17 protein-coding genes are annotated in these 18447 nt (G+C 62.9%); 10 read left to right on the top strand and 7 right to left on the bottom strand.

Annotated features, from left to right (window positions below; genetic code table 11):
* The first annotated feature begins 7 nt into the window (after positions 1-7).
* Positions 8-1222, top strand: coding sequence for a GGDEF domain-containing protein (locus QYQ99_RS14990; protein ID WP_302088898.1), 1215 nt, complete (start codon positions 8-10; stop codon positions 1220-1222).
* A 1-nt stretch (position 1223) separates the two neighbouring features.
* On the opposite strand, the gene QYQ99_RS14985 is transcribed toward QYQ99_RS14990, so the two are convergent.
* Positions 1224-2816, bottom strand: coding sequence for a GMC family oxidoreductase (locus tag QYQ99_RS14985; protein ID WP_302088897.1), 1593 nt, complete (start codon positions 2814-2816; stop codon positions 1224-1226).
* Positions 2817-3013: 197 nt separating this feature from the next.
* On the opposite strand from QYQ99_RS14985, the gene QYQ99_RS14980 reads away from it, so the two are divergent.
* On the top strand, positions 3014-3862 hold the full coding sequence (locus QYQ99_RS14980; RefSeq protein ID WP_302088896.1) for a 3-hydroxybutyryl-CoA dehydrogenase: 849 nt from the start codon (positions 3014-3016) through the stop codon (positions 3860-3862).
* A gap of 52 nt (positions 3863-3914) precedes the next feature.
* Here the strand turns inward: QYQ99_RS14980 and QYQ99_RS14975 are convergent, their stop codons facing one another.
* Positions 3915-6038, bottom strand: coding sequence for a radical SAM protein (locus QYQ99_RS14975; protein ID WP_302088895.1), 2124 nt, complete (start codon positions 6036-6038; stop codon positions 3915-3917).
* A 147-nt stretch (positions 6039-6185) separates the two neighbouring features.
* On the opposite strand from QYQ99_RS14975, the gene QYQ99_RS14970 reads away from it, so the two are divergent.
* The 4 genes from QYQ99_RS14970 (at position 6186) to QYQ99_RS14955 (ending at position 9445) form a co-directional block, all read left to right on the top strand.
* Entirely contained in the window at positions 6186-7001 is an 816-nt protein-coding gene (locus QYQ99_RS14970; protein WP_302088894.1) for a crotonase/enoyl-CoA hydratase family protein, read from the top strand.
* 21 nt (positions 7002-7022) lie between these two features.
* On the top strand, positions 7023-8348 hold the full coding sequence (locus tag QYQ99_RS14965; RefSeq protein WP_302093186.1) for a serine hydrolase domain-containing protein: 1326 nt from the start codon (positions 7023-7025) through the stop codon (positions 8346-8348).
* Positions 8349-8488: 140 nt separating this feature from the next.
* A complete protein-coding gene (locus QYQ99_RS14960) occupies positions 8489-8965 on the top strand; it encodes a MarR family winged helix-turn-helix transcriptional regulator (RefSeq protein ID WP_302088893.1) in 477 nt (158 codons plus the stop codon).
* A 63-nt stretch (positions 8966-9028) separates the two neighbouring features.
* The gene (locus QYQ99_RS14955; protein ID WP_302088892.1) at positions 9029-9445 is read left to right on the top strand and encodes an organic hydroperoxide resistance protein; all 417 of its coding nucleotides are present in this window, start codon (positions 9029-9031) and stop codon (positions 9443-9445) included.
* On the opposite strand, the gene QYQ99_RS14950 is transcribed toward QYQ99_RS14955, so the two are convergent.
* Positions 9442-10107: a 2'-5' RNA ligase family protein gene (locus QYQ99_RS14950; protein ID WP_302088891.1), complete on the bottom strand. Its 666-nt coding sequence runs from the start codon at positions 10105-10107 to the stop codon at positions 9442-9444. The two genes, QYQ99_RS14955 and QYQ99_RS14950, sit on opposite strands and share 4 nt — an antisense overlap.
* A gap of 176 nt (positions 10108-10283) precedes the next feature.
* On the opposite strand from QYQ99_RS14950, the gene QYQ99_RS14945 reads away from it, so the two are divergent.
* Complete coding sequence (locus QYQ99_RS14945; RefSeq protein WP_302088890.1) at positions 10284-11318, top strand: serine/threonine protein kinase; 1035 nt, start codon at positions 10284-10286, stop codon at positions 11316-11318.
* A 23-nt stretch (positions 11319-11341) separates the two neighbouring features.
* Here the strand turns inward: QYQ99_RS14945 and QYQ99_RS14940 are convergent, their stop codons facing one another.
* Together QYQ99_RS14940 and QYQ99_RS14935 are read right to left on the bottom strand one after the other, a co-directional pair.
* Positions 11342-11803 carry a hypothetical protein gene (locus QYQ99_RS14940; RefSeq protein ID WP_437439037.1) on the bottom strand — a complete coding sequence of 154 codons (462 nt, stop codon included), beginning with the start codon at positions 11801-11803 and terminating at the stop codon, positions 11342-11344.
* An 11-nt stretch (positions 11804-11814) separates the two neighbouring features.
* Positions 11815-12549 (bottom strand): TetR/AcrR family transcriptional regulator, encoded by a 735-nt coding sequence (locus QYQ99_RS14935; protein ID WP_302088889.1) that lies wholly within the window; start codon positions 12547-12549, stop codon positions 11815-11817.
* A 93-nt stretch (positions 12550-12642) separates the two neighbouring features.
* Here QYQ99_RS14935 and QYQ99_RS14930 point away from each other — a divergent pair, with 93 nt between their 5' ends.
* On the top strand, positions 12643-13851 hold the full coding sequence (locus tag QYQ99_RS14930) for an MFS transporter (RefSeq protein ID WP_302088888.1): 1209 nt from the start codon (positions 12643-12645) through the stop codon (positions 13849-13851).
* 6 nt (positions 13852-13857) lie between these two features.
* Here the strand turns inward: QYQ99_RS14930 and soxR are convergent, their stop codons facing one another.
* A complete protein-coding gene (gene soxR / locus QYQ99_RS14925; RefSeq protein ID WP_302088887.1) occupies positions 13858-14325 on the bottom strand; it encodes a redox-sensitive transcriptional activator SoxR in 468 nt (155 codons plus the stop codon).
* Positions 14326-14525: 200 nt separating this feature from the next.
* Here soxR and QYQ99_RS14920 point away from each other — a divergent pair, with 200 nt between their 5' ends.
* Both QYQ99_RS14920 and QYQ99_RS14915 read left to right on the top strand, forming a co-directional pair.
* Complete coding sequence (locus QYQ99_RS14920) at positions 14526-15020, top strand: RidA family protein (protein WP_302088886.1); 495 nt, start codon at positions 14526-14528, stop codon at positions 15018-15020.
* 19 nt (positions 15021-15039) lie between these two features.
* Positions 15040-16248: an MFS transporter gene (locus QYQ99_RS14915; protein WP_302088885.1), complete on the top strand. Its 1209-nt coding sequence runs from the start codon at positions 15040-15042 to the stop codon at positions 16246-16248.
* A 112-nt stretch (positions 16249-16360) separates the two neighbouring features.
* Here the strand turns inward: QYQ99_RS14915 and htpG are convergent, their stop codons facing one another.
* The gene (gene htpG, locus QYQ99_RS14910) at positions 16361-18310 is read right to left on the bottom strand and encodes a molecular chaperone HtpG (RefSeq protein ID WP_302088884.1); all 1950 of its coding nucleotides are present in this window, start codon (positions 18308-18310) and stop codon (positions 16361-16363) included.
* Between the last annotated feature and the right edge of the window lie 137 nt (positions 18311-18447).

Genomic DNA, 18447 nt, shown 5'->3' with positions numbered 1-18447 from the left:
TCCAGCCATGCCGGAGGCCGACCAGTTTTCCATGACATTGATGGTGGCCGTCAATTTGATGACGGTCGCTTTTGCACTGCCATGGTTTATGGGTCAGCAAATGAGCCGGGCGGCCAGAAATGCTCAGCAATTCCTGCTTTTGCAGGGGCTGGCCTGGTTGCTCGTCTTCTGCTCCGGGCAGGTACTCCCCTTCACATGGAATGCGCTGCTGTCGATATCCAGTGCCGCTGCTGCAACCGGTGCACTGTGGCAGCTGCATAAAGCGCTCAAGGGCTGGCTTGGACCTCGCAACAAGATACTCACCCGCTCACTGGCCTTGCTGTGCCTGCTGACACTTGCGGGCGTGCTGGTTCTGATCGAGAGCAAACCCTACCGGCTGGCTTGGTTCAATATCAGCTACGGTTTGAGCCTTGTCACTCTGGTCTGCCTGACCCTGTCGCCGCAAACCAATTCGGCCACGGCCTGGCGTTATCTGCTACTAGGTGCGGGCCTTTGCGTCGCAAGCATTCTGGTCATACGCGGCTACTTCACCTTGTACGCGCCTTGGCTGCACAGCTTTGCGGAGGAACCCAGCCCACATATGCTGCTTTCGTGGCTGATCCCCATGGGTTCCGCCATTTTCTTTGTATCGATCCTGATGGCCTGCCGTGACGAAGAAGTCCGCCAGCGATCCGCAAACGCACCAGAAGACAGCCTGACCGGCCTGCCGCTGCGCCAGGCCATCAAGAACCAGGCCCGCCTCATGCTGAGCAGAGCTCGACGCGAAGGCCTGCCGCTGGCCTTGATTTTGATCGACATGGATCACTTTTCCCGGGTCAACAGCCGCCATGGCTATCAGGCCGGAGACGCGGCGCTGCAGCTCATGTCACGCACCCTGCGAAAGCAGATGCGCGGTGACGAGGTCGTGGCCAGATGGCAGGGTGAATCCTTTTGCCTGCTGATTCACGCCGACCAATTGGGTGTCATGTCGCTGCTGACCCGCATCCAGTCCGCATTCCAGATCGGCGCGCAGTACGAACTGCAGATGGATCTGGACTTCAGCGCGGGTTGTGCCCTGGTCCCCTCAGCCTGGAAGAGCCTGAGCCTCAACGAGCTGGCCAGCCATGCCGCAGCCGCCCTGCAACAAGCCAAGAATCAGGGCCGGGGAAGGGTGGAATGCACCACTCTGACACCTCCGCCCGGCGAGGATCATGCCCCCTCAGACCTGGCTCCGCTGGCCTGAGTCAGTACGCGGCCTTGATCAGATCTGCCGCCTTCTCGGCAATCATGATGGTCGGCGCATTCGTATTGCCGCTCACGATGCGCGGCATGACCGAGGCATCGACCACGCGCAGCCCCTGCACACCATGCACCAGCAAGCGGGCATCGACCACATCCTGCGCCCCTGGCCCCATGCGACAGCTGCCCACGGGGTGATAGATGGTGTCGGCGTAACGGCGGATGAACTGCTCGATCTCCTCGTCACTGCGCGCCCCTGCCGAATACTCCAGTTCCCGGCCCTCGAAGCGGGCCAAGGCCGGCTGATCGAGAATTTCGCGCATGCGGCGTACGCCGCGCACCATGCGCTGCATGTCCTCGGCCTCGGCAAAGAAGGCCGGGTCTATGAGAGGCATGGTGCCCGCATCGGCAGAGGCGAGCTTCACGCTGCCCCGACTCCTTGGCTGCAGCAGGCAGACATGGCAGGAATAGCCATGACCCAGCAGCGTCTTGCGTCCATGGTCGACCAGCTTTCCCACCACAAAATGCAGCTGCAGATCGGGCACCGCCTCCTGTGGCCCGCTGCGGATAAAACCGCCCGCCTCGGCAAAATTGCTGGTCAGCAGGCCCCGGCGCTCATGGCGCCAGCGGCTCATGCCCTGCCAGACATTCCTGAGACCGGCCAGCGAAATGCCGAAGCTGTCCTTGATCTGCGGGCCATCGACCACCTGCACCACATCGGGATGGTCGTGCAGATGCTCGCCCACTCCCGGCAGGTGGTGGACGACATCGATGCCCAACTGCTGCAGATGCTCCCCCGGCCCTATGCCCGAGAGCATCAGCAGCTGCGGCGACTGCAGTGCGCCGGCACAGAGCAGGACCTCGCGCCGGCAAAGCAGTTGCCTGACATGCCCTCCCTGCACATATTCCACGCCGACAGCCTTGCGCCCATCCATCAGGATCCGCCGCACCTGGGCTCCAGTGATGATTTCCAGATTGACCCGGCTGCCGCGCACCGGCATCAGATAAGCCTTGGCCGCACTGCAGCGCTCGCCCTTGTGGTGCGTGACCTGATACAGGCCCACGCCTTCCTGAGCTGTGCCGTTGAAGTCCGGATTGTGCGCATGACCGGCCTGCACGCCTGCGCGCACAAAGGCCTGCGCCAGCGGATTCGGGTCGCAGAGATCGCAGACATGCAAAGGGCCGCTTGTGCCATGCAGCACATCTGCGCCGCGCGTATTGCATTCGGCCTTCAAAAAATAGGGCAAAACATCGCTCCAGCCCCAGCCGGGATTGCCCTGAGCGCTCCAATAATCGTAGTCCGCAGGCTGACCACGCAGATAGATCATGGCATTGATGGAGCTGGAGCCGCCCAGCACCTTGCCGCGCGGCTGATAGCCCCGCCGGCCACCGAGTCCGGGCTGTGGCACCGTGCTCATGGCCCAGTTGAAATTTTTCTGCTTGGCCATCAGCGCCAGCCCTGCCGGGCAGTGGATCAGCACGCTGTTGTCGTCGCCACCGGCCTCCAGCAAGGTCACGCTGACCTGCGGGTTCTCGCTGAGCCTGGCTGCCAGCACCGCACCCGCGGAGCCCCCTCCCACTACCAGATAGTCACGCATGTCCGCACTCCTTTTGCTGCAAATTCTGACCAGAGGTCTGCAGCTGCGAAACGCGGAAAAACACGGTCGTGCAGAAAAAACAATGTCATCGTGATGACTCCTAACACGCCAACCATGCCCGACTAGGGTCAAACCCGGTCAGAACCGGGATAACATTTTCCTGTTCAACCGCACTTATCTGAATGGAGACACAAAAGATGGCAATCCAAACCGTAGGCATCATCGGCGCCGGCACCATGGGCAACGGCATCGCGCAGGCTTGCGCCGTGTCGGGCATCGACGTGGTGATGGTAGACATCTCCGACGCTGCCGTGCAAAAAGGGCTGGCCACCGTGGCCGGCAGCCTGGACCGCCTGATCAAAAAGGAAAAGATCAGCGAAGCCGACAAGAGCGCAGCGCTGGCACGCATCAAGACCTCGACCAGCTACGACGATCTGAAGTCGGCCCAGCTGGTGATCGAGGCTGCCACCGAGAATTACGAGCTCAAGGTCAAGATCCTCAAGCAGCTCGATGCCCTGCTGGCACAGGACGTGATCGTTGCCACCAACACCTCGTCCATCTCCATCACCCAGCTGGCGGCCGCCACCCAGCGTGCCGACAAGTTCATCGGCATGCATTTCTTCAACCCCGTGCCCATGATGGCCCTGGTGGAGATCATCCGCGGCCTGCAGACCAGCGACGCCACCCACGATGCCGTCAAGGCCCTATCGGAAAAACTGGGCAAATCGCCCATCACCGTCAAGAACGCTCCCGGCTTTGTGGTCAACCGCATTCTGGTGCCCATGATCAACGAGGCCTTCCAGGTGCTCAGCGAAGGCACAGCCTCGGCCGAGGACATCGACGCCGGCATGAAGCTGGGCTGCAACCAACCCATTGGCCCGCTGGCCCTGGCCGACATGATCGGTCTGGACGTCTGCCTGGCCGTGATGGAGGTCTACCTCAAGGAATTCGGCGACAGCAAGTACCGCCCCTGCTTTCTGCTGCGCGAAATGGTGGCCGCCGGCCGTCTGGGCCGCAAGACCGGCCAGGGCGTCTACACCTACTGATCTACGGTCGCTGGCTCGGTCAGGAAGCGAGGGCCAGCAAGGCCCACTCGTACTACTCCCGAACCTCTGCCAGCAGCCGACGCACAGCCATCGCCAGAGCCTGAGGCTCGCTGACCCAGAAATGGGTTGTTGCGCCCAGTCTTTGCGCCGCTTGCTTTAAGGTCTCCAGCACCCGCTCAGGCTGGGTGCTGGTCACGCGCACCTGGGCTGCGCCTCGGTAGCCCTGCGCCACCTGCAACTGCTCACCGGGCCAAAGGCTTAGCCGCAGCTCATCCTGCAATAGCTCAATGTCGATGGGTGGCTGCATCGCACGCTTGCCTTTTTGTCTGGGCAACTCAGGCAGCACCAACCGCGCGCTCACCTGCAGCTCAGCAGTATCCAAGGCCCCGACCGTCGCCCCCTGGCGATACGCGAGCACCGCAAGCCTCTTGCGCCGACTCAGGCCTGAGATCAGCACACAATCTGCAGCCACAGTCACTTCGGCCTCGGTCACCATCTGGGCAAAATGCGCTGCTTTCTTCTGCGCCACCGCAGGGTCACCATCCCAGAACTGCAGCACCAGCCTCGGCGTCTGATGAATTTGCACACCGAGCCGCTTCATCACCTCCAGCATGTTCTCGCTGCTGACAATATCAGAGTGCACTTCAACGGCCAGAGGGCGCCCATCAGCCAAAGATTCCAGCTTGCGCTTGCAAGCCTCCAGCTCGCCCTCTTGCCCCATCAGGCCCATGGCCAGCAGCAGCGTATCGCCATAAACAAACGGCCGGGCCTGGAATTCATCAGCCCACTCGACTGCAGCGAGCTTGAGGGCTTCAGCTGCACCGGCGGCGCGCACTGCCGCCAGCAGCGTCACCTCATGGCTGTGTATGCCACCGGACATCGACGCTGCACCCTGCTTCCAGGCCAGCGCCCGCAGCTCGGGGAACTGGTCTTCCAGACCGTAGCCCATTGCCAGCACCGATCGGCCAATGGCCAGCAAATCGCGCGGCATCTCGCCATAGGCCAGCCCCGGCCCGGCCACGGCCTGCGCCTGAAAGAGCTGCTGCCATTCAGGTGCATAGTCTGCTTCCGGCCTCCAGGCTGGCAGCAGTTGCGCCAGATAGCTGTTGGCATCGCTAATGGTGTCGAACTTGGCCACCATCACACATTCGCCACTGTTATTGCCCGAAAACGCCTGCCACACCCGTATGGATGGCGCCGCGGCATGGGCGCGCTGCGTTTGCGGCACGCCAGTCCGTTTGCGGCCCGCACAGCCATGACGCAAACTGGGCTGGGCCAGATGCGAGCGCTGATGCTGCCAGCCCGCCAGAATCTCCTGCGCATTGCGCGCGGGCAGGCCGCCATCGTGGAACGAGCAACCCTGCATGCGCTGATCAGGAGTGATGGACACAAAATCCACGCCCGCGCCGCAGTCCCCGCTACCGTCCGCTCCATCAAACAAGCGAGGCAATGGAACGGTATCGCCAAAGCACACAGAAAGGCGGCAAGGCAGCGGAGCATCCTGCACCATGGCCGCCAGTTGCAGCCGCCCCTCAGCCGTCAAATGCCTGCGCATATCGGCACCGATATACGAGAGCAGCGACACATCGTGGCAACCCAGTGCCGCCAACTCCCCCAGCAGACTGGGCAGCATAGTCAGCACTGCCGCATCGACCAGCAGATTAGCGCCCCATCTTTGCCCATAGCCGGACAAAACCTGCGCCGTATAGCGCCAGCGCGGGTCGTCATAAAGAGAGATGCGCACCTGCCCCAAGCGGCCCGCATACGCCGCAAAGCTGCCTGGGCGAATCAGCAGGCCATTGGTGGTGACATTCAGCGCCAGCGGCGTGGTTTCATGCAGCTGCTGAACCAGATCGGCAAAGCCGCGAAAGACAAAAGGCTCGCCGCCGCCAAACGCAACCTCCAACACACCGGCTGCGCTCAGGTCTTGCAGCACCTGCGCGGCGGAATCGACCGTCCATGCGCTCTCGCGCTGCACATCGCGTGAGCAGAAGTCACAGCTCAGATTGCATTTATTGGTAATGCCAAACATGGCCACCCGGGGGGCCACGCGCTGCAGATGCCGGGTTTCAGCGTTTTCAATGCGGATGCTGGTGCCGCTTTCCGGGTGAAAACGCAGCAGCGCGCCATCCAGCGGGTAGTCTCTGAACAGTTGACGGTGCGGCGCTTCTGGCATCTTTTTTCCAATTCGTGGGATCACGCCCAAAGCATAGCTGCGTGCAAGGCGCTGGCGTTAACACCTAGCTCTGCAAGCGATGACTCGTCCTGTATGCGACTGCTGCGGAAACCGCTGCGGTCTATTGTTTTGCGCAGGAGATTCACCATGCAAATCGACATTCCCAACCCTCCGCCCGAGGGCTGTATTTCTTGTGAAGTCCGCGGCCATGTGCTGCTGATCGGCATCAACCGCCCGGCCAAGCGCAATGGCTGGACGCCGGCCATGTTCCAGCAACTGGCCCAGGCCTATACCCGGCTCGACGATGAGCCTGAGTTGCGCGTGGGCCTGCTCCATGCTTTTGGCGAACATTTCACGGCGGGGTTGGATCTGCCTGTCATCGCCGAGTTCATGAAAAGCGGCAAGAAGGCCATCCCCGCAGGTCTCGTGGAGCCTCATGACTATGGCCTGCCCGGCTACCGCCGCCGCACCAAGCCCATGGTGGCCGCCGTCAAGGGCATCTGCTTTACTGTCGGCATAGAGCTGATGCTGGGTGCCGATATCGTCGTCGCTGCCGACAGCAGCCGCTTTGCACAGATGGAAGTACAGCGCTGCATCATGCCCACAGGCGGCGCCACGCTGCGCATGCCCGAGCGCGCCGGCGTGGGCAATGCCATGCTGCATCTGCTGACCGGCGACGCGTTCGATGCAGCCGAAGCCCTGCGCTGCCACTTTGTGCAAAAAGTGGTGCCTGCAGGCCAGGAACTGGACGAGGCTTTTCGCATTGCCGAGCGCATTGCCGCCCAGGCACCGCAGGCCGTGGTGGCCACACGCCTCAATGTCCTCAAGGCCATAGAACTGGGCCAGGCCGCCGCCGTGGCCGATTTCATCCCCGTGCAGCAGCGCCTGACCAACAGCGAGGATGCCGCCGAAGGCGTGCGCTCCTTCGTCGAGAAACGCCCAGCACGTTTTACCGGTCGTTAATTCCAACTCCAAGAGGTGATGATGAGCTTGAAGTCTTCTACGCGAAAAGCGCTTGTGCCACTTGCGCTGACAGCTATGGTTTCTGCAATCCATGCGCAGACTCCCGCACCCGCACTGCCTGACCCGGTCAGCACCAGCTTGCAGGCCATGGGCTGGATGCAGGGCTTTCCGCCCGCTGCCGACAAGCTCATCACCTTCGACAACCCCGTGGGCAATACCTTCCCGCGCATACGCTGGACCTTCTCGCATATCCGCGAAATCACGCCCACGGCCAATGTCTGGCGCGGCCCGGGCGCTCCCAGCGCCCTGCGCTCGGCTCCGGTCGACATCGAGCAAGTGCGCTTCAAGGTCATGGGCACGGGCGAGGAGCTGACCTTTGCCCAGGCACTGGATCGCAACTACACCGACGGCATTCTGGTCATGCACAAGGGCCGCGTGATCTATGAGAAATATCTGGGTGCGCTGGAGCCGCAGCGCCCGCACCTGGCCATGTCGGTCACCAAGTCCTTTGTCGGAACCCTGGCCGCCCTGCTGGCCCACGAGGGCCTCATCAAACCCGAGGCACCGGTGACCGACTATCTGCCCGAGATGAAGAACACCGCCTATGGCGACGCCACGGTGCGCCAGGTGATGGACATGACGATCGGCGTGAAGTACTCCGAGAACTACGCCGATCCCAAGGCCGAAGTCTGGGACTACGCCCGTGCCGGCGGCATGATGCCCCAGGGCAAGGACTATGCCGGCCCCAAAAGCTTCTACGAATTTCTGCAGACCCTGCAGAAAGAGGGCGAGCATGACCAGGGCTTTGCCTACAAGACGGCCAACGCCGAGGTTCTGGCCTGGATCGTGCGCCGCGCCAGCGGCAAGCCTCTGGCCCAGCTGCTGTCCGAACGCATCTGGAGCCGAATCGGAGCGGAGCAAGACGCCTACTTCATGGTGGATCGCATAGGCACGGAATCGGGTGGAGGTGGCCTCAACACCACGCTGCGCGACCTGGCCCGCTTCGGCGAGCTGATGCGCAACGAAGGCCGCGCCGCCAGCGGCCAGCAGGTGCTGCCCAAGGCCGTGGTCCAGGACATCCGCCGCGGCGCCGACCCCGCCAAGTTTGTGAAGGCCGGTTATGCCACGCTGCCGGGCTGGTCGTATCGCAATATGTGGTGGGTCTCGCACAACGCCAACGGGGCCTATATGGCGCGCGGCATTCACGGTCAGGCCATCTATATCGACCCCAAGGCCCAGATGGTGGTAGTGCGCTATGCCTCCCACCCGATTGCGGGCAATGCGGGCATAGACCCGACCAGCCTGCCCATGTACCAGGCGCTGGCCGATGCACTGACCACCCGTTAGGCGCGAGACAGCTTCAGCCCGCAACAGGCTCCGCTCACGGAGCCTGTTTGCATTGCGCCGAACCTCTTCACTGCCTCCTTGGTCTTGGTGATCTGCAAATTAAATTGCACACAATTAAATTGTCTGCAATAATTCAACCCATGCGATCCACGAACGACCTTCTCCCCGACAGCTCCGAGCTGCTGCGCCTGGACAATCAGGTCTGCTTTGCGCTGTACTCGGCATCGCTGGCCATGACCAAGCTCTACAAGCCCTTGCTGGATGCCATAGGCCTAACCTACCCTCAGTATCTGGTCATGCTGGTGCTCTGGGAAGGCGACCAGCTCACCGTATCGGAACTGGGTGAGCGCCTCTATCTGGATTCAGGCACGCTGACGCCCTTGCTCAAGCGACTGGAGAGCGCAGGCCTGCTGGCACGCCAGCGCGATGCGCAGGACGAGCGCCGCGTGCGCATCGCCCTCACGAACGCCGGCCAGGCACTGCGCGCCGAGGCCGAAAAAATACCTGCCTGCGTGCTTCAGAGCACCCAGTGCACCCTGCCCGAACTGCAGGCTCTTACGGGCCAGCTCAACACACTGCGCGCACGGCTGGCACCGCGCCGCAGCCACTCCGGCTGATACCGGGGTGACGATTTCCTCCACCCGCCCGCACTGCCGGGCAATCTCGCAAAGGAAGACACCATGGCCCAGCTCGACAAAGTTCTCTACACCGCCCACGCCCACACAACCGGCGGCCGCGAAGGCGCTTCGCGCACCGATGATGGCCGTCTGGACATCCAGCTGAGCTCGCCCGGCAGCGCCGGCAAGGGCACCAACCCCGAGCAGCTGTTTGCCGCCGGTTACTCCGCCTGCTTTATCGGTGCCATGAAGGCCGTGGCCGCTCGCCAGAAGATCACCCTGCCCGCCGACCTGTCGGTGGATGCCGAAGTCGACCTGGGCCCCGTGGGCGAAGTGTTCGGCATCGCCGTGCGCATGAAGATCAGCCTGCCCGGCATGGACAAGGCTGCGGCCCAGCAGCTGGTGGACGCCGCTCACAAGGTCTGCCCCTACTCCAATGCCACGCGCGGCAATATCGGCGTGACGCTGACCATCGCCTAAAGCGGCTCAGGCCACAGGGCACCGGGCGCTGCAACATAGCGCCCGGTGTCCAGCTCGAAGACGCCTTCAAGCGTCAGCGGCCCGGCAATATCGGCCGCCGCATAGCGGGCCAACGCCAGCTGCCCTACCTCAAAGACCGGCAAGTCCTGGATCAGTGCCAGCAACTTGTCCACAGCCTCTCGCAGCGGCAGCCTTCTCGCATAGTGGCCCAGGGTCACATGGGGTACATAGCGCCAGCCCGGCGCGGGCTCCACGGGCACCAGCTCCGCATGCAGGCGCTGCAGACATTCCTGCCCCCGGCCGACGCCCAGATAGGGCACGGTGGTGAAGCTGCCAGCCCCCGCGATCTGCACGGCAAAAGGGCGCAGCCGCAGGCTTTGCAGCATGGCGACATCGGCGCGCAGCGCCAGCCGGTCATATTCCCGCGCCGCATGCTCATCCCCTCCCCGGCACAGCCCCCTATAGGCCAGCGTGATATGCGGCTGGCGCGCATGGCGTGGCAGCAGGGCATCACCGAGTCTGGATCTGGCCTGCTGCAGCAAGGACTCCAGGTCAGGGCCTTGCAGCATCACCACCCAGACGGCGCACCAGGGGCAGCCTTGATGCCACTCTGCAAAATCCCGGTCCTCGCAGGGCTGTGAAAGTGCTTCGCTCTCTTGCATGCGGGCAGTGTGCCAGCTTCGGCCGCATGCACAGCACCAAGACAGTTTTTCCCAATTTTCAGGCTCCAGGCCAGTCCTGTCAGACGAATACCGCTATCAAATCAAAAGCAATCTTGTCGACGTATGCGCAACCCCGTCCGACCCGGACTGACCTGTTTGGGCCTGACAATGCTGGGATGAGCGATACACAAGACCCCTCTCACCCCTATGCGGACCTCACGCCCGATTGCGTGATCGATGCGCTGTGCAGCACGGGCCTTGTGCCGGACGGACGGCTGACGGCGCTGAGCTCCTATGAAAACCGCGTGTATCTGGCCCACCAGGACGAGGGCGACAAGGTCGTTGCCAAGTTCTACCGCCCCGGCCGCTGGAGCCGCACCCAGATTGAGGAAGAGCACGCCTTCTCCCAGGAGTTGGCGGAAGGGGAAGTTCCCGTGGTTGCACCGCTGGCGCTGCAAGGACAGACCGTGCATGAACATGCGGGCTTTCTGTTCAGCATCAGCCCCTGGCGCGGTGGGCGCCGCCCCGAGCTGGACGACTGGGAGGTGCTGGAATGGACAGGCCGTTTTCTGGCCCGCATCCACACCGTGGGTGCCGCTCGGCCCTTTGTGCATCGCCCGGCGCTGAACCTGAAAAGCTTCGGCTACGAATCCATGCACTATCTGCTCGAACATGAGGTCGTCGCGCTCGAAGTGCGCAGCCGCTGGCAGCAGGCTTGCGACAAAGCTCTTTCATTGATAGCGCCGTCTGCTGACGGGTTAAGTGCTGCAGGCCATTTCGCCCTGCATTCTGCGACACAGATTCGCCTGCATGGCGACTGCCACCCGGGAAACATTCTCTGGACGCCGCTGGACAACGAAGGCCATGGCGGACCGCATTTCGTCGATCTGGACGACGCGCGCAGCGGTCCTGCCGTGCAGGATCTGTGGATGCTGCTATCGGGCGACCGGGGCCAGCAGACGCAGCAGCTGTCGGCCCTGCTCGAAGGCTATGAACAGTTCCGCAGCTTCGACCGGCGCGAGCTGGCACTGATCGAGCCGCTGCGCACCCTGCGCCTGCTGCATTACAGCGCCTGGCTGGCGCGCCGCTGGCAGGACCCGATCTTTGCCATCAACTTCCCATGGTTTGGCAGCACCGACTACTGGCAGGGCCAGGTGAACATGCTGAACGAACAGATCGAAGCCATGCAGCTGGAGCCGCTTTACGCGTAAGGCGGGCCGATGCCTGCAAAGAGCTAGCAGCGCCCCTGCAAACGGCATTCAGGCACGAGTTGCCCGCGCGCATCGCGCCATTGCACGGCATCGCCGCTCTGCGCGGGGGCAGCGGGCGGCACTGGCTGCACCTCTGGTGCCTGCGGGCGATTGAGGTCATGCAGCACGGTGGAGGACCCCACCCCGACACCCACGCTGGCACCACCCACGCCGGTGGACGCGCCAACACCGGCACTGCCCAGCACCTGCCCGCGCTGGTTGACACCTACGCCCACACCGACAGGCCCGACACCCGTGCCGACGCCTGCGCTGAGACCGCCGCTGCCAAGACCCACGCCCACGGAAAACGGCCCCACCGGAATCCCGACACCCACGCCAGCTCCTACGGAGCCGCAGGCGGGCAAGGCCAGCACCAGAGCGGCGGCGCAGACCGTGCTCAGGATTCTGTGATGACCGGGCTTGATGGTGACGGGCATGGAATTCATCTCACTGACTCTCACTGACGTTGAACAGCCGCATTGTCACCCGCCGTGCCCGCAAAAAGGTTATCAATCAGTAGCTCGACCAGTGGCTTGAGGGCCAGCTTCTGCGAGCCCTCGGAGGCCAGCAGGTTGTTGTGCACCAGCGCCATCCAGAACGGGCTGGCCAGCAACTGGGCACTGCGGCTGACCGAACGGGTCCTGAGCTCCCCCTCTTTCACGGCCAGCGCCAGCAGATCCTGCACATAGTTCTGCCAGGCATCAAAAGCCAGCTCTTTGTACAGTCTGGCCAGCTCGGGCGCATGCCGTGCCTCGCTGAGCACCAGGCGTGCCAGCATGCCGCGCTCGCTGCTGTCCACGGCCTCCAGCGTCGGCAGCAGACTACGGCGCAGAAAGGCTCGCACCGTCTCGCCCTTGCGGCGCCGCAGCTGCTGATAGACGGCCGAATGCCGCAGCGCGTGCTCCACCACGCCCCGCAGCAGCTCGTCCTTGGACGGGTAGTAGAGATACAGCGTGCCCTTGGCCACCTGCGCACGACAGGCAATGCGCTCCATGGTGCTGCGGGCCACGCCGTACTCCACGAACTCGGCCAACGCGGCCTCGGCAATCTGCTGACGCGTCTGCGCCGTCTTGTCGAGACTCGGGCCGCGCGTGCGCCGCTGACGCTTTGCCTGCGTGCCGATATCCGGGTCTGCACAAGGGGCAGCCGTCGCGCCATCCGCCATGCGCTGAAATCCTTTTCTAGAATTCATAAAATTGACCAAATAGTCATTTTTAATAATTCTAGGTCAAGCCGACTTGCCCACACCGGACATGCGGATGACTTCCCCACCCATGCTTTCCCAATGCAATCCCGTCTGAGTCCCTATGCCTGGGTGTGCTTTTCCATGTGCGTCGGCGTCATGGGAACGGCTCTTGCCAGCCCGCTCTACCCGCTCTACCAGCAGGCCTGGGGGCTGCAGCCCAGCCATATCACGCAGATTTTCGTGACCTATATGCTGGGCGCCTTGATCAGCCTGCTGTTTCTGGGCCGTCTGACCAACCTCTTCGGTTTTCTCAAAGTGCTTCGCCTGGGACTGATGGTAATGACCGTGGGCGTCATCGGCTCGGCCCTGTCCTGGAATGCCTGGAGCCTGGGTGCCTCCCGCTTCATCATCGGCCTGGCGTCGGGGTTGATCACCACCTCGGCCTCCATAGGCATGACCCAGCTCAACAACAAGGGGGACCTGCAGCGTGCGGCTGCGACCACCAGCCTGACGATTGCCTTCGGCTTCGGCCTCGGGCCCGTGGTTGGCGGCCTGATGGCGCAGTGGGTGCCATTTCCCCTGGTCAGCAGCTATCTGCCGCCCATTGCACTGAGCTTTCTGGGCATCCATGCGCTGTTCAGAATCCAGCTGCCGGCGACCAGTGCGCCCGTCCACAGCGCGCCCGGCCTGACGCTGAAAGATGTTCTGCCCAGCATCTCCCAGCCGCGCAAGCCTTTTCTCTACCACTATGCGCTGGGCTGCATGGCGGCGTTTTCCGCCTTCGGCATGTTCAGCCTGTTTGCCGCCATGGCCCCCAGCTTCATGGCGCAGATGCTGCCCTGGCACGGACCTGCAGTCTCGGGCTTGTCCATCGGCGTCATCCTGTTTCTGTCGGCCGGCATCCAACTGATCGCCCGGCCCTACCCCACCAAGCGACTGATCATCATCGGCTTCTTCGCCCTGGCGGCGACCAATGCCCTGCTGGTTCTCAATCTGTTTGCCGGCTCGCCATGGCTGTTCGCTCTGAGTGTGCTGAGCATGTCCTGCGGTCATGCACTGTGCAATCTGTCGGGCATGGCCGTGGTCAACAAGGTCTCCAAACCGGTCAACCGCACAGGCCTGCTGTCCACCTATCTGGTCGTGGGCTATGTAGGCACCATCGTCCCCATCCTGGGCATGGGCTGGCTGTCCGACCATATAGGGCTGACGGGCGCATTGATAGGCTTCTGTGGCTGTCTGGGCCTTCTGTCGGCACTGCTTGGCGTCATCAGCCTACGGGCACGCGTGCTGCCCATGCCGCGCCAGTAAGCCCGGCTATCTGAAATGCGGGCCGGCTCCCTGGGCCGCCAGACAGTCATGATCGTTGCGCAGCGGGCAGGCCTGCAGAGACAGGCAGCCACAGCCTATGCAGGAGTCGAGCTGATCCCTGAGCTGGGTCAGCATGGCAATGCGTGCATCGAGCTGTGCCTGCCAGTGCAAGGACAGGCGACTCCAGTCCGCCTTGCCGGGCACGCGGTTGGCAGGCAGATGGGCCAGTGCCTGCGCTATCTCGGCCAGCGGCACACCCATGCGCTGAGCTACCTTGATCACCGCCACCCGTCTCAGCACCGCTCGCGCATAGCGGCGCTGGTTGCCCGCAGTGCGCGCACTCTCGATCAAGCCCTGCTTCTCATAGAAATGCAGGGCCGATACCGCCACCCCGCTGCGGCTGGCGACCTCTCCCACACTGAGATCCGGCATTCCCTCAGCCTCGGCCACCAGGCCGTTGCCGCATCCATTCATATCGTCAATCTCTTCACACTGCACCGTCATCTCCCGCTGCCTTCCGTTGTCCCCGCCTGGCCGCCATGACCGCAATCCTGTGTGGTCATACAAACCGCTTGACCTCAAGCTTAGTTGAGGTTGAACAATTCCAGCAGCTTCCGGAACAAAGGCCTGCTGCTGGCGGGCCTTGCCGGACAAGCCTTGCCTGAAAGACCTTCATGGACGCCAAGCCCAGTTTCATTGCCCAAGCCCCTGCCCCGCATCCGCGCCATCTGCAGCCCACCGGGCTCTATGACAGCCTGCCCAATGGCTACACCCATGTGGTCACCGTCCAGGAGCCGCTGCGCTGGCTCTTCGTCTCGGGCCAGGGTGGAGAAAATGCCCTGGCCGAGCTGCCAGACAGCTTTGCCCTGCAGGCTGCGCAGGCTCTTGCCAATATCAAGACCGCCCTGGCCGCCGGTGGTGCGGACATGGGCCATGTGCTCAAGCTCACCGTGCTCATCGTCGATCACTCGCTGGAGCGCTTCGAGCACTGGCAAAGCGCCGTGAGACAGCATTGGGGCAGCGGCGAGCCCGGCGGCAGGCGGCCGCGCTTTCCGGCCTGCACGCTGATACCCGTACCCAAGCTGGCCCTGCCCGGCATGCTGATCGAGGTGGAGGCCACGGCGGCCCTGCCCATGGAGATGGACGCCAAAGCCGCCATTCCCGCCTGACCCTGCACCTGAGCGTCTCATGAAAACCACAACACCAGCGGCCACCACCGTCCTCTCCAGAACCACCCTGCTGCTCATGGCCACGGCCTGCGGCCTGTGCGCCGGAGCCAATTATTTCAACCAGCCCTTGCTCAACTCCATGGTCCAGCATCTGCAGATCAGCGATGCCCAGGCCTCCAGCACCGTGACCATGGCCCAGGTCTCCTATGGCCTTGGACTGCTGTTTCTGGTGCCGCTGGGCGATATGCTGGAGCGCCGCCGCCTGGTTCTGACCCTGATGCTGCTGGCCGCCTGCGGCATGCTGCTGTCGGGCATCAGCGGCCTGGCGGGCAGCTTCGCGCTGCTCGCCGCCGGCACCCTGATGGCCGGCGTGTTCTCGGTGGCCGCACAGGTCCTGGTGCCCATGGCCGCCACCTTTGCCGCACCTGGCGCCAGCGGGCGTGCCGTCGGCCTGGTCATGAGCGGCCTGCTGATCGGCATTCTGGCCTCGCGCAGCGTGGCGGGAATTCTGTCCGATCTGGGCGGCTGGAGCACCGTCTACTGGGTCGGTGCCACCAGCACCGCATTCATGGCCGTGCTGCTGGCACGGGCCCTGCCCAAGGCGGCTCCCGCCGCTCCCGTCAGCTATGGCGAAGTCATGAAGTCCCTGGGGGATTTGCTGCGCCGGCATCCGCGCCTGCGCAGCCGCGCGCTGATTGGCGGTACCGGCTTTGCCACCGTGAGCGTGCTGTTCTCCACCATGGCGCTGCTGCTGGCCGGGCCGGGCTTTGAACTCTCGGATCTGATGATCGGCCTGATAGGCATCGTGGGCATTGCCGGCGCGCTGATGGCCAATGTGGCCGGACGCATGGCCGACAAGGGACTGGAGCAGCCCGCCACGCTGGCTGGCGCCATTCTGATGCTGCTGGGCTGGCTGTGCCTGTGGCTGGGCGGCAGCAGCATCTGGTGGTTTCTGCTGGGTCTGCTGGTGGTCGACGGTGCCTTGCAGGCCCTGCACATCAGCAACCAGAACGTGGTCTATGCATTGGCGCCCGAGGCCAGATCGCGCATCAATGCCGTCTATATGACCACGTACTTTCTCGGCGCCTCCCTCGGCTCGGCACTGGGCTCGTGGGCCTGGCTGACCTATGGCTGGGCCGGCACCAGCCTCATGGGCGGCCTGCTGGGCCTGCTCACTCTGGCCATGGTGCTCTGGGATCGCAGCCTGCTTGCGCGCTCGCGCAACTAATCAATTTTGATAGCTTGTCGCGCCGTTCCCATAAGGGATAAAGGCTGAAATCATAAAAAAACCCCGCAGAGCCACCACTCTGCGGGGTTTTTTATCGGGGTAACCGAACCGCTCAGGCCAGCAGCGCGTTCACACGCTTGACATAAGCAGCCGGATCTTCGGGCATGCCGCCCTCGGCCAGCACGGCCTGGTCGAACAGAATCTGGGCCAGATCGTTGAAGTGGACGGAGCCGTCCAGCTTCTTGACCAGGGCGTGATCGGGGTTCACTTCCAGTACCGGCTTGGACTCGGGCGCGGCCTGGCCGGCCTGCTTGAGCAAGCGAGCCAGTTGCAGGCTCATGCCACCATCGCTGACCACCAGACAGGCAGGCGAGTCGACCAGGCGGCTGGTGGCGCGCACGTCTTCGGCACGGTCCTTGAGGGCTTCCTTGAGCTTGGCCAGCACGGGCTTGAAAGCTTCGGCGGCTTCCTCGGCGGCCTTCTTCTCTTCTTCGTTCTGCAGCTTGCCCAGATCCACGGCACCCTTGGCCACGGACTGCAGCGGCGTGCCGTCAAAGTCGTGCAGATAGTTGAGCGCCCACTCGTCCACGCGATCGGTCATCAGCAGGACTTCAATGCCCTTTTTCTTGAACACCTCGAGTTGCGGGCTGTTCTTCGCCGCAGCCAGGGTGTCGGCTGTGATGTAGTAGATCGCGTCCTGACCTTCCTTCATGCGTGCCTTGTAATCGGCAAACGAAGTGTTCAGGCCTTCATGCGTGGTGCTGGCGAAACGCAGCAGCTTGGCAATGCGCTCCTTGTTGCCGAAGTCCTCGCCCAGACCTTCCTTGAGCACGGCACCGAACTCGTTGTAGAACTGCGTGAACTTGCCTTCCTTGGCCTTGTCCTCTTCGCTGACGACATCCTGCACGCCATCGGCAGCCTCTGCCGCGGCTTCGTGCTTGTCGTGGCGAGCCAGGTCTTCGAGCATGGACAGCACGCGCTTGGCCGAGCCGTCGCGGATCAGGCGCACATCGCGGCTTTCCTGCAGCAGCTCGCGGCTCACGTTCAGCGGCAGGTCGGCAGAGTCGATCACGCCCTTTACAAAACGCAGGTACTGGGGCATCAGCGCCTCGGCATCGTCCATGATGAAGACGCGCTTCACATAGAGCTTGATGCCGGCGTGCTTGTCACGCTGGTACAGGTCGAACGGGGCCTTGGCGGGGATGTACAGCAGCTGCGTGTACTCGGTATTGCCTTCGACGCGGTTGTGACTCCAGGTCAGCGGGTCCTCGAAGTCATGGCTGATGGCCTTGTAGAACTCCTTGTACTGCTCTTCCGTGATGTCCTTCTTGGCGCGGGTCCACAGGGCGCTGGCCTTGTTCACGGTTTCCCATTCGCCGGTCTTGACCATCTCGCCGGGCTGATCGTTCTCGCCGTCCTTCCACTCTTCCTTTTCCATCAGGATGGGCAGGCTGATGTGGTCGGAGTATTTGGAGATGACCTGCTTGAGCTTGTAGCCGTTGAGAAACTCCTCGGCGTCGTCACGCAGGTGCAGGATGATGCTGGTGCCACGCTGGGGGCGCTCGATCTGCTCGATCTCGAAGTCGCCCGTGCCGCCGCTGATCCAGCGCACGCCGGCCGATGCCGGAGCACCGGCGCGGCGGGTTTCCACGGTGATCTTGTCAGCCACGATGAAGCCCGAGTAAAAGCCCACGCCGAACTGGCCGATCAGTTGCGAGTCGGCCTTCTGGTCGCCGCTGAGCTTTTCCATGAAAGCCTTGGTGCCGCTCTTGGCAATCGTGCCCAGATTGTCGATGGCTTCCTGCTCGCTCATACCGATGCCGGTATCGGTGATGGTCAGCGTGCGGGCAGCCTTGTCAAACGAAACGCGCACTTCCAGCTCGGGCTGATCGCCGTAGAGGCTGGCGTCGCCAAGCGCTTCAAAGCGCAGCTTGTCGCAAGCATCCGATGCATTGGAGATCAGCTCGCGCAGGAAGATTTCCTGGTTGGAATACAGCGAATGCGTGACCAGGTGCAGCAGTTGGGCCACTTCGGCCTGGAAGGAATGGGTTTGCTTTGTCATGTCTTTGTGAGCGAAAAACTGAAATCAAAAGCCGCCCGGAGATCCTCTCAAGGCGATTCGCAGTCATAGCTAGGGCCTGTCCCCGATATTTCAAGGGCTATTCGGGCAAGAAAAAAGCGCAAGCGCTTATTCAAAAA

The organism is Comamonas testosteroni (genome assembly GCF_030505195.1).
Taxonomy (GTDB): Bacteria; Pseudomonadota; Gammaproteobacteria; order Burkholderiales; family Burkholderiaceae_C; genus Comamonas; species Comamonas testosteroni_G.
This window is presented reverse-complemented; position numbering and strand designations above follow the sequence as displayed.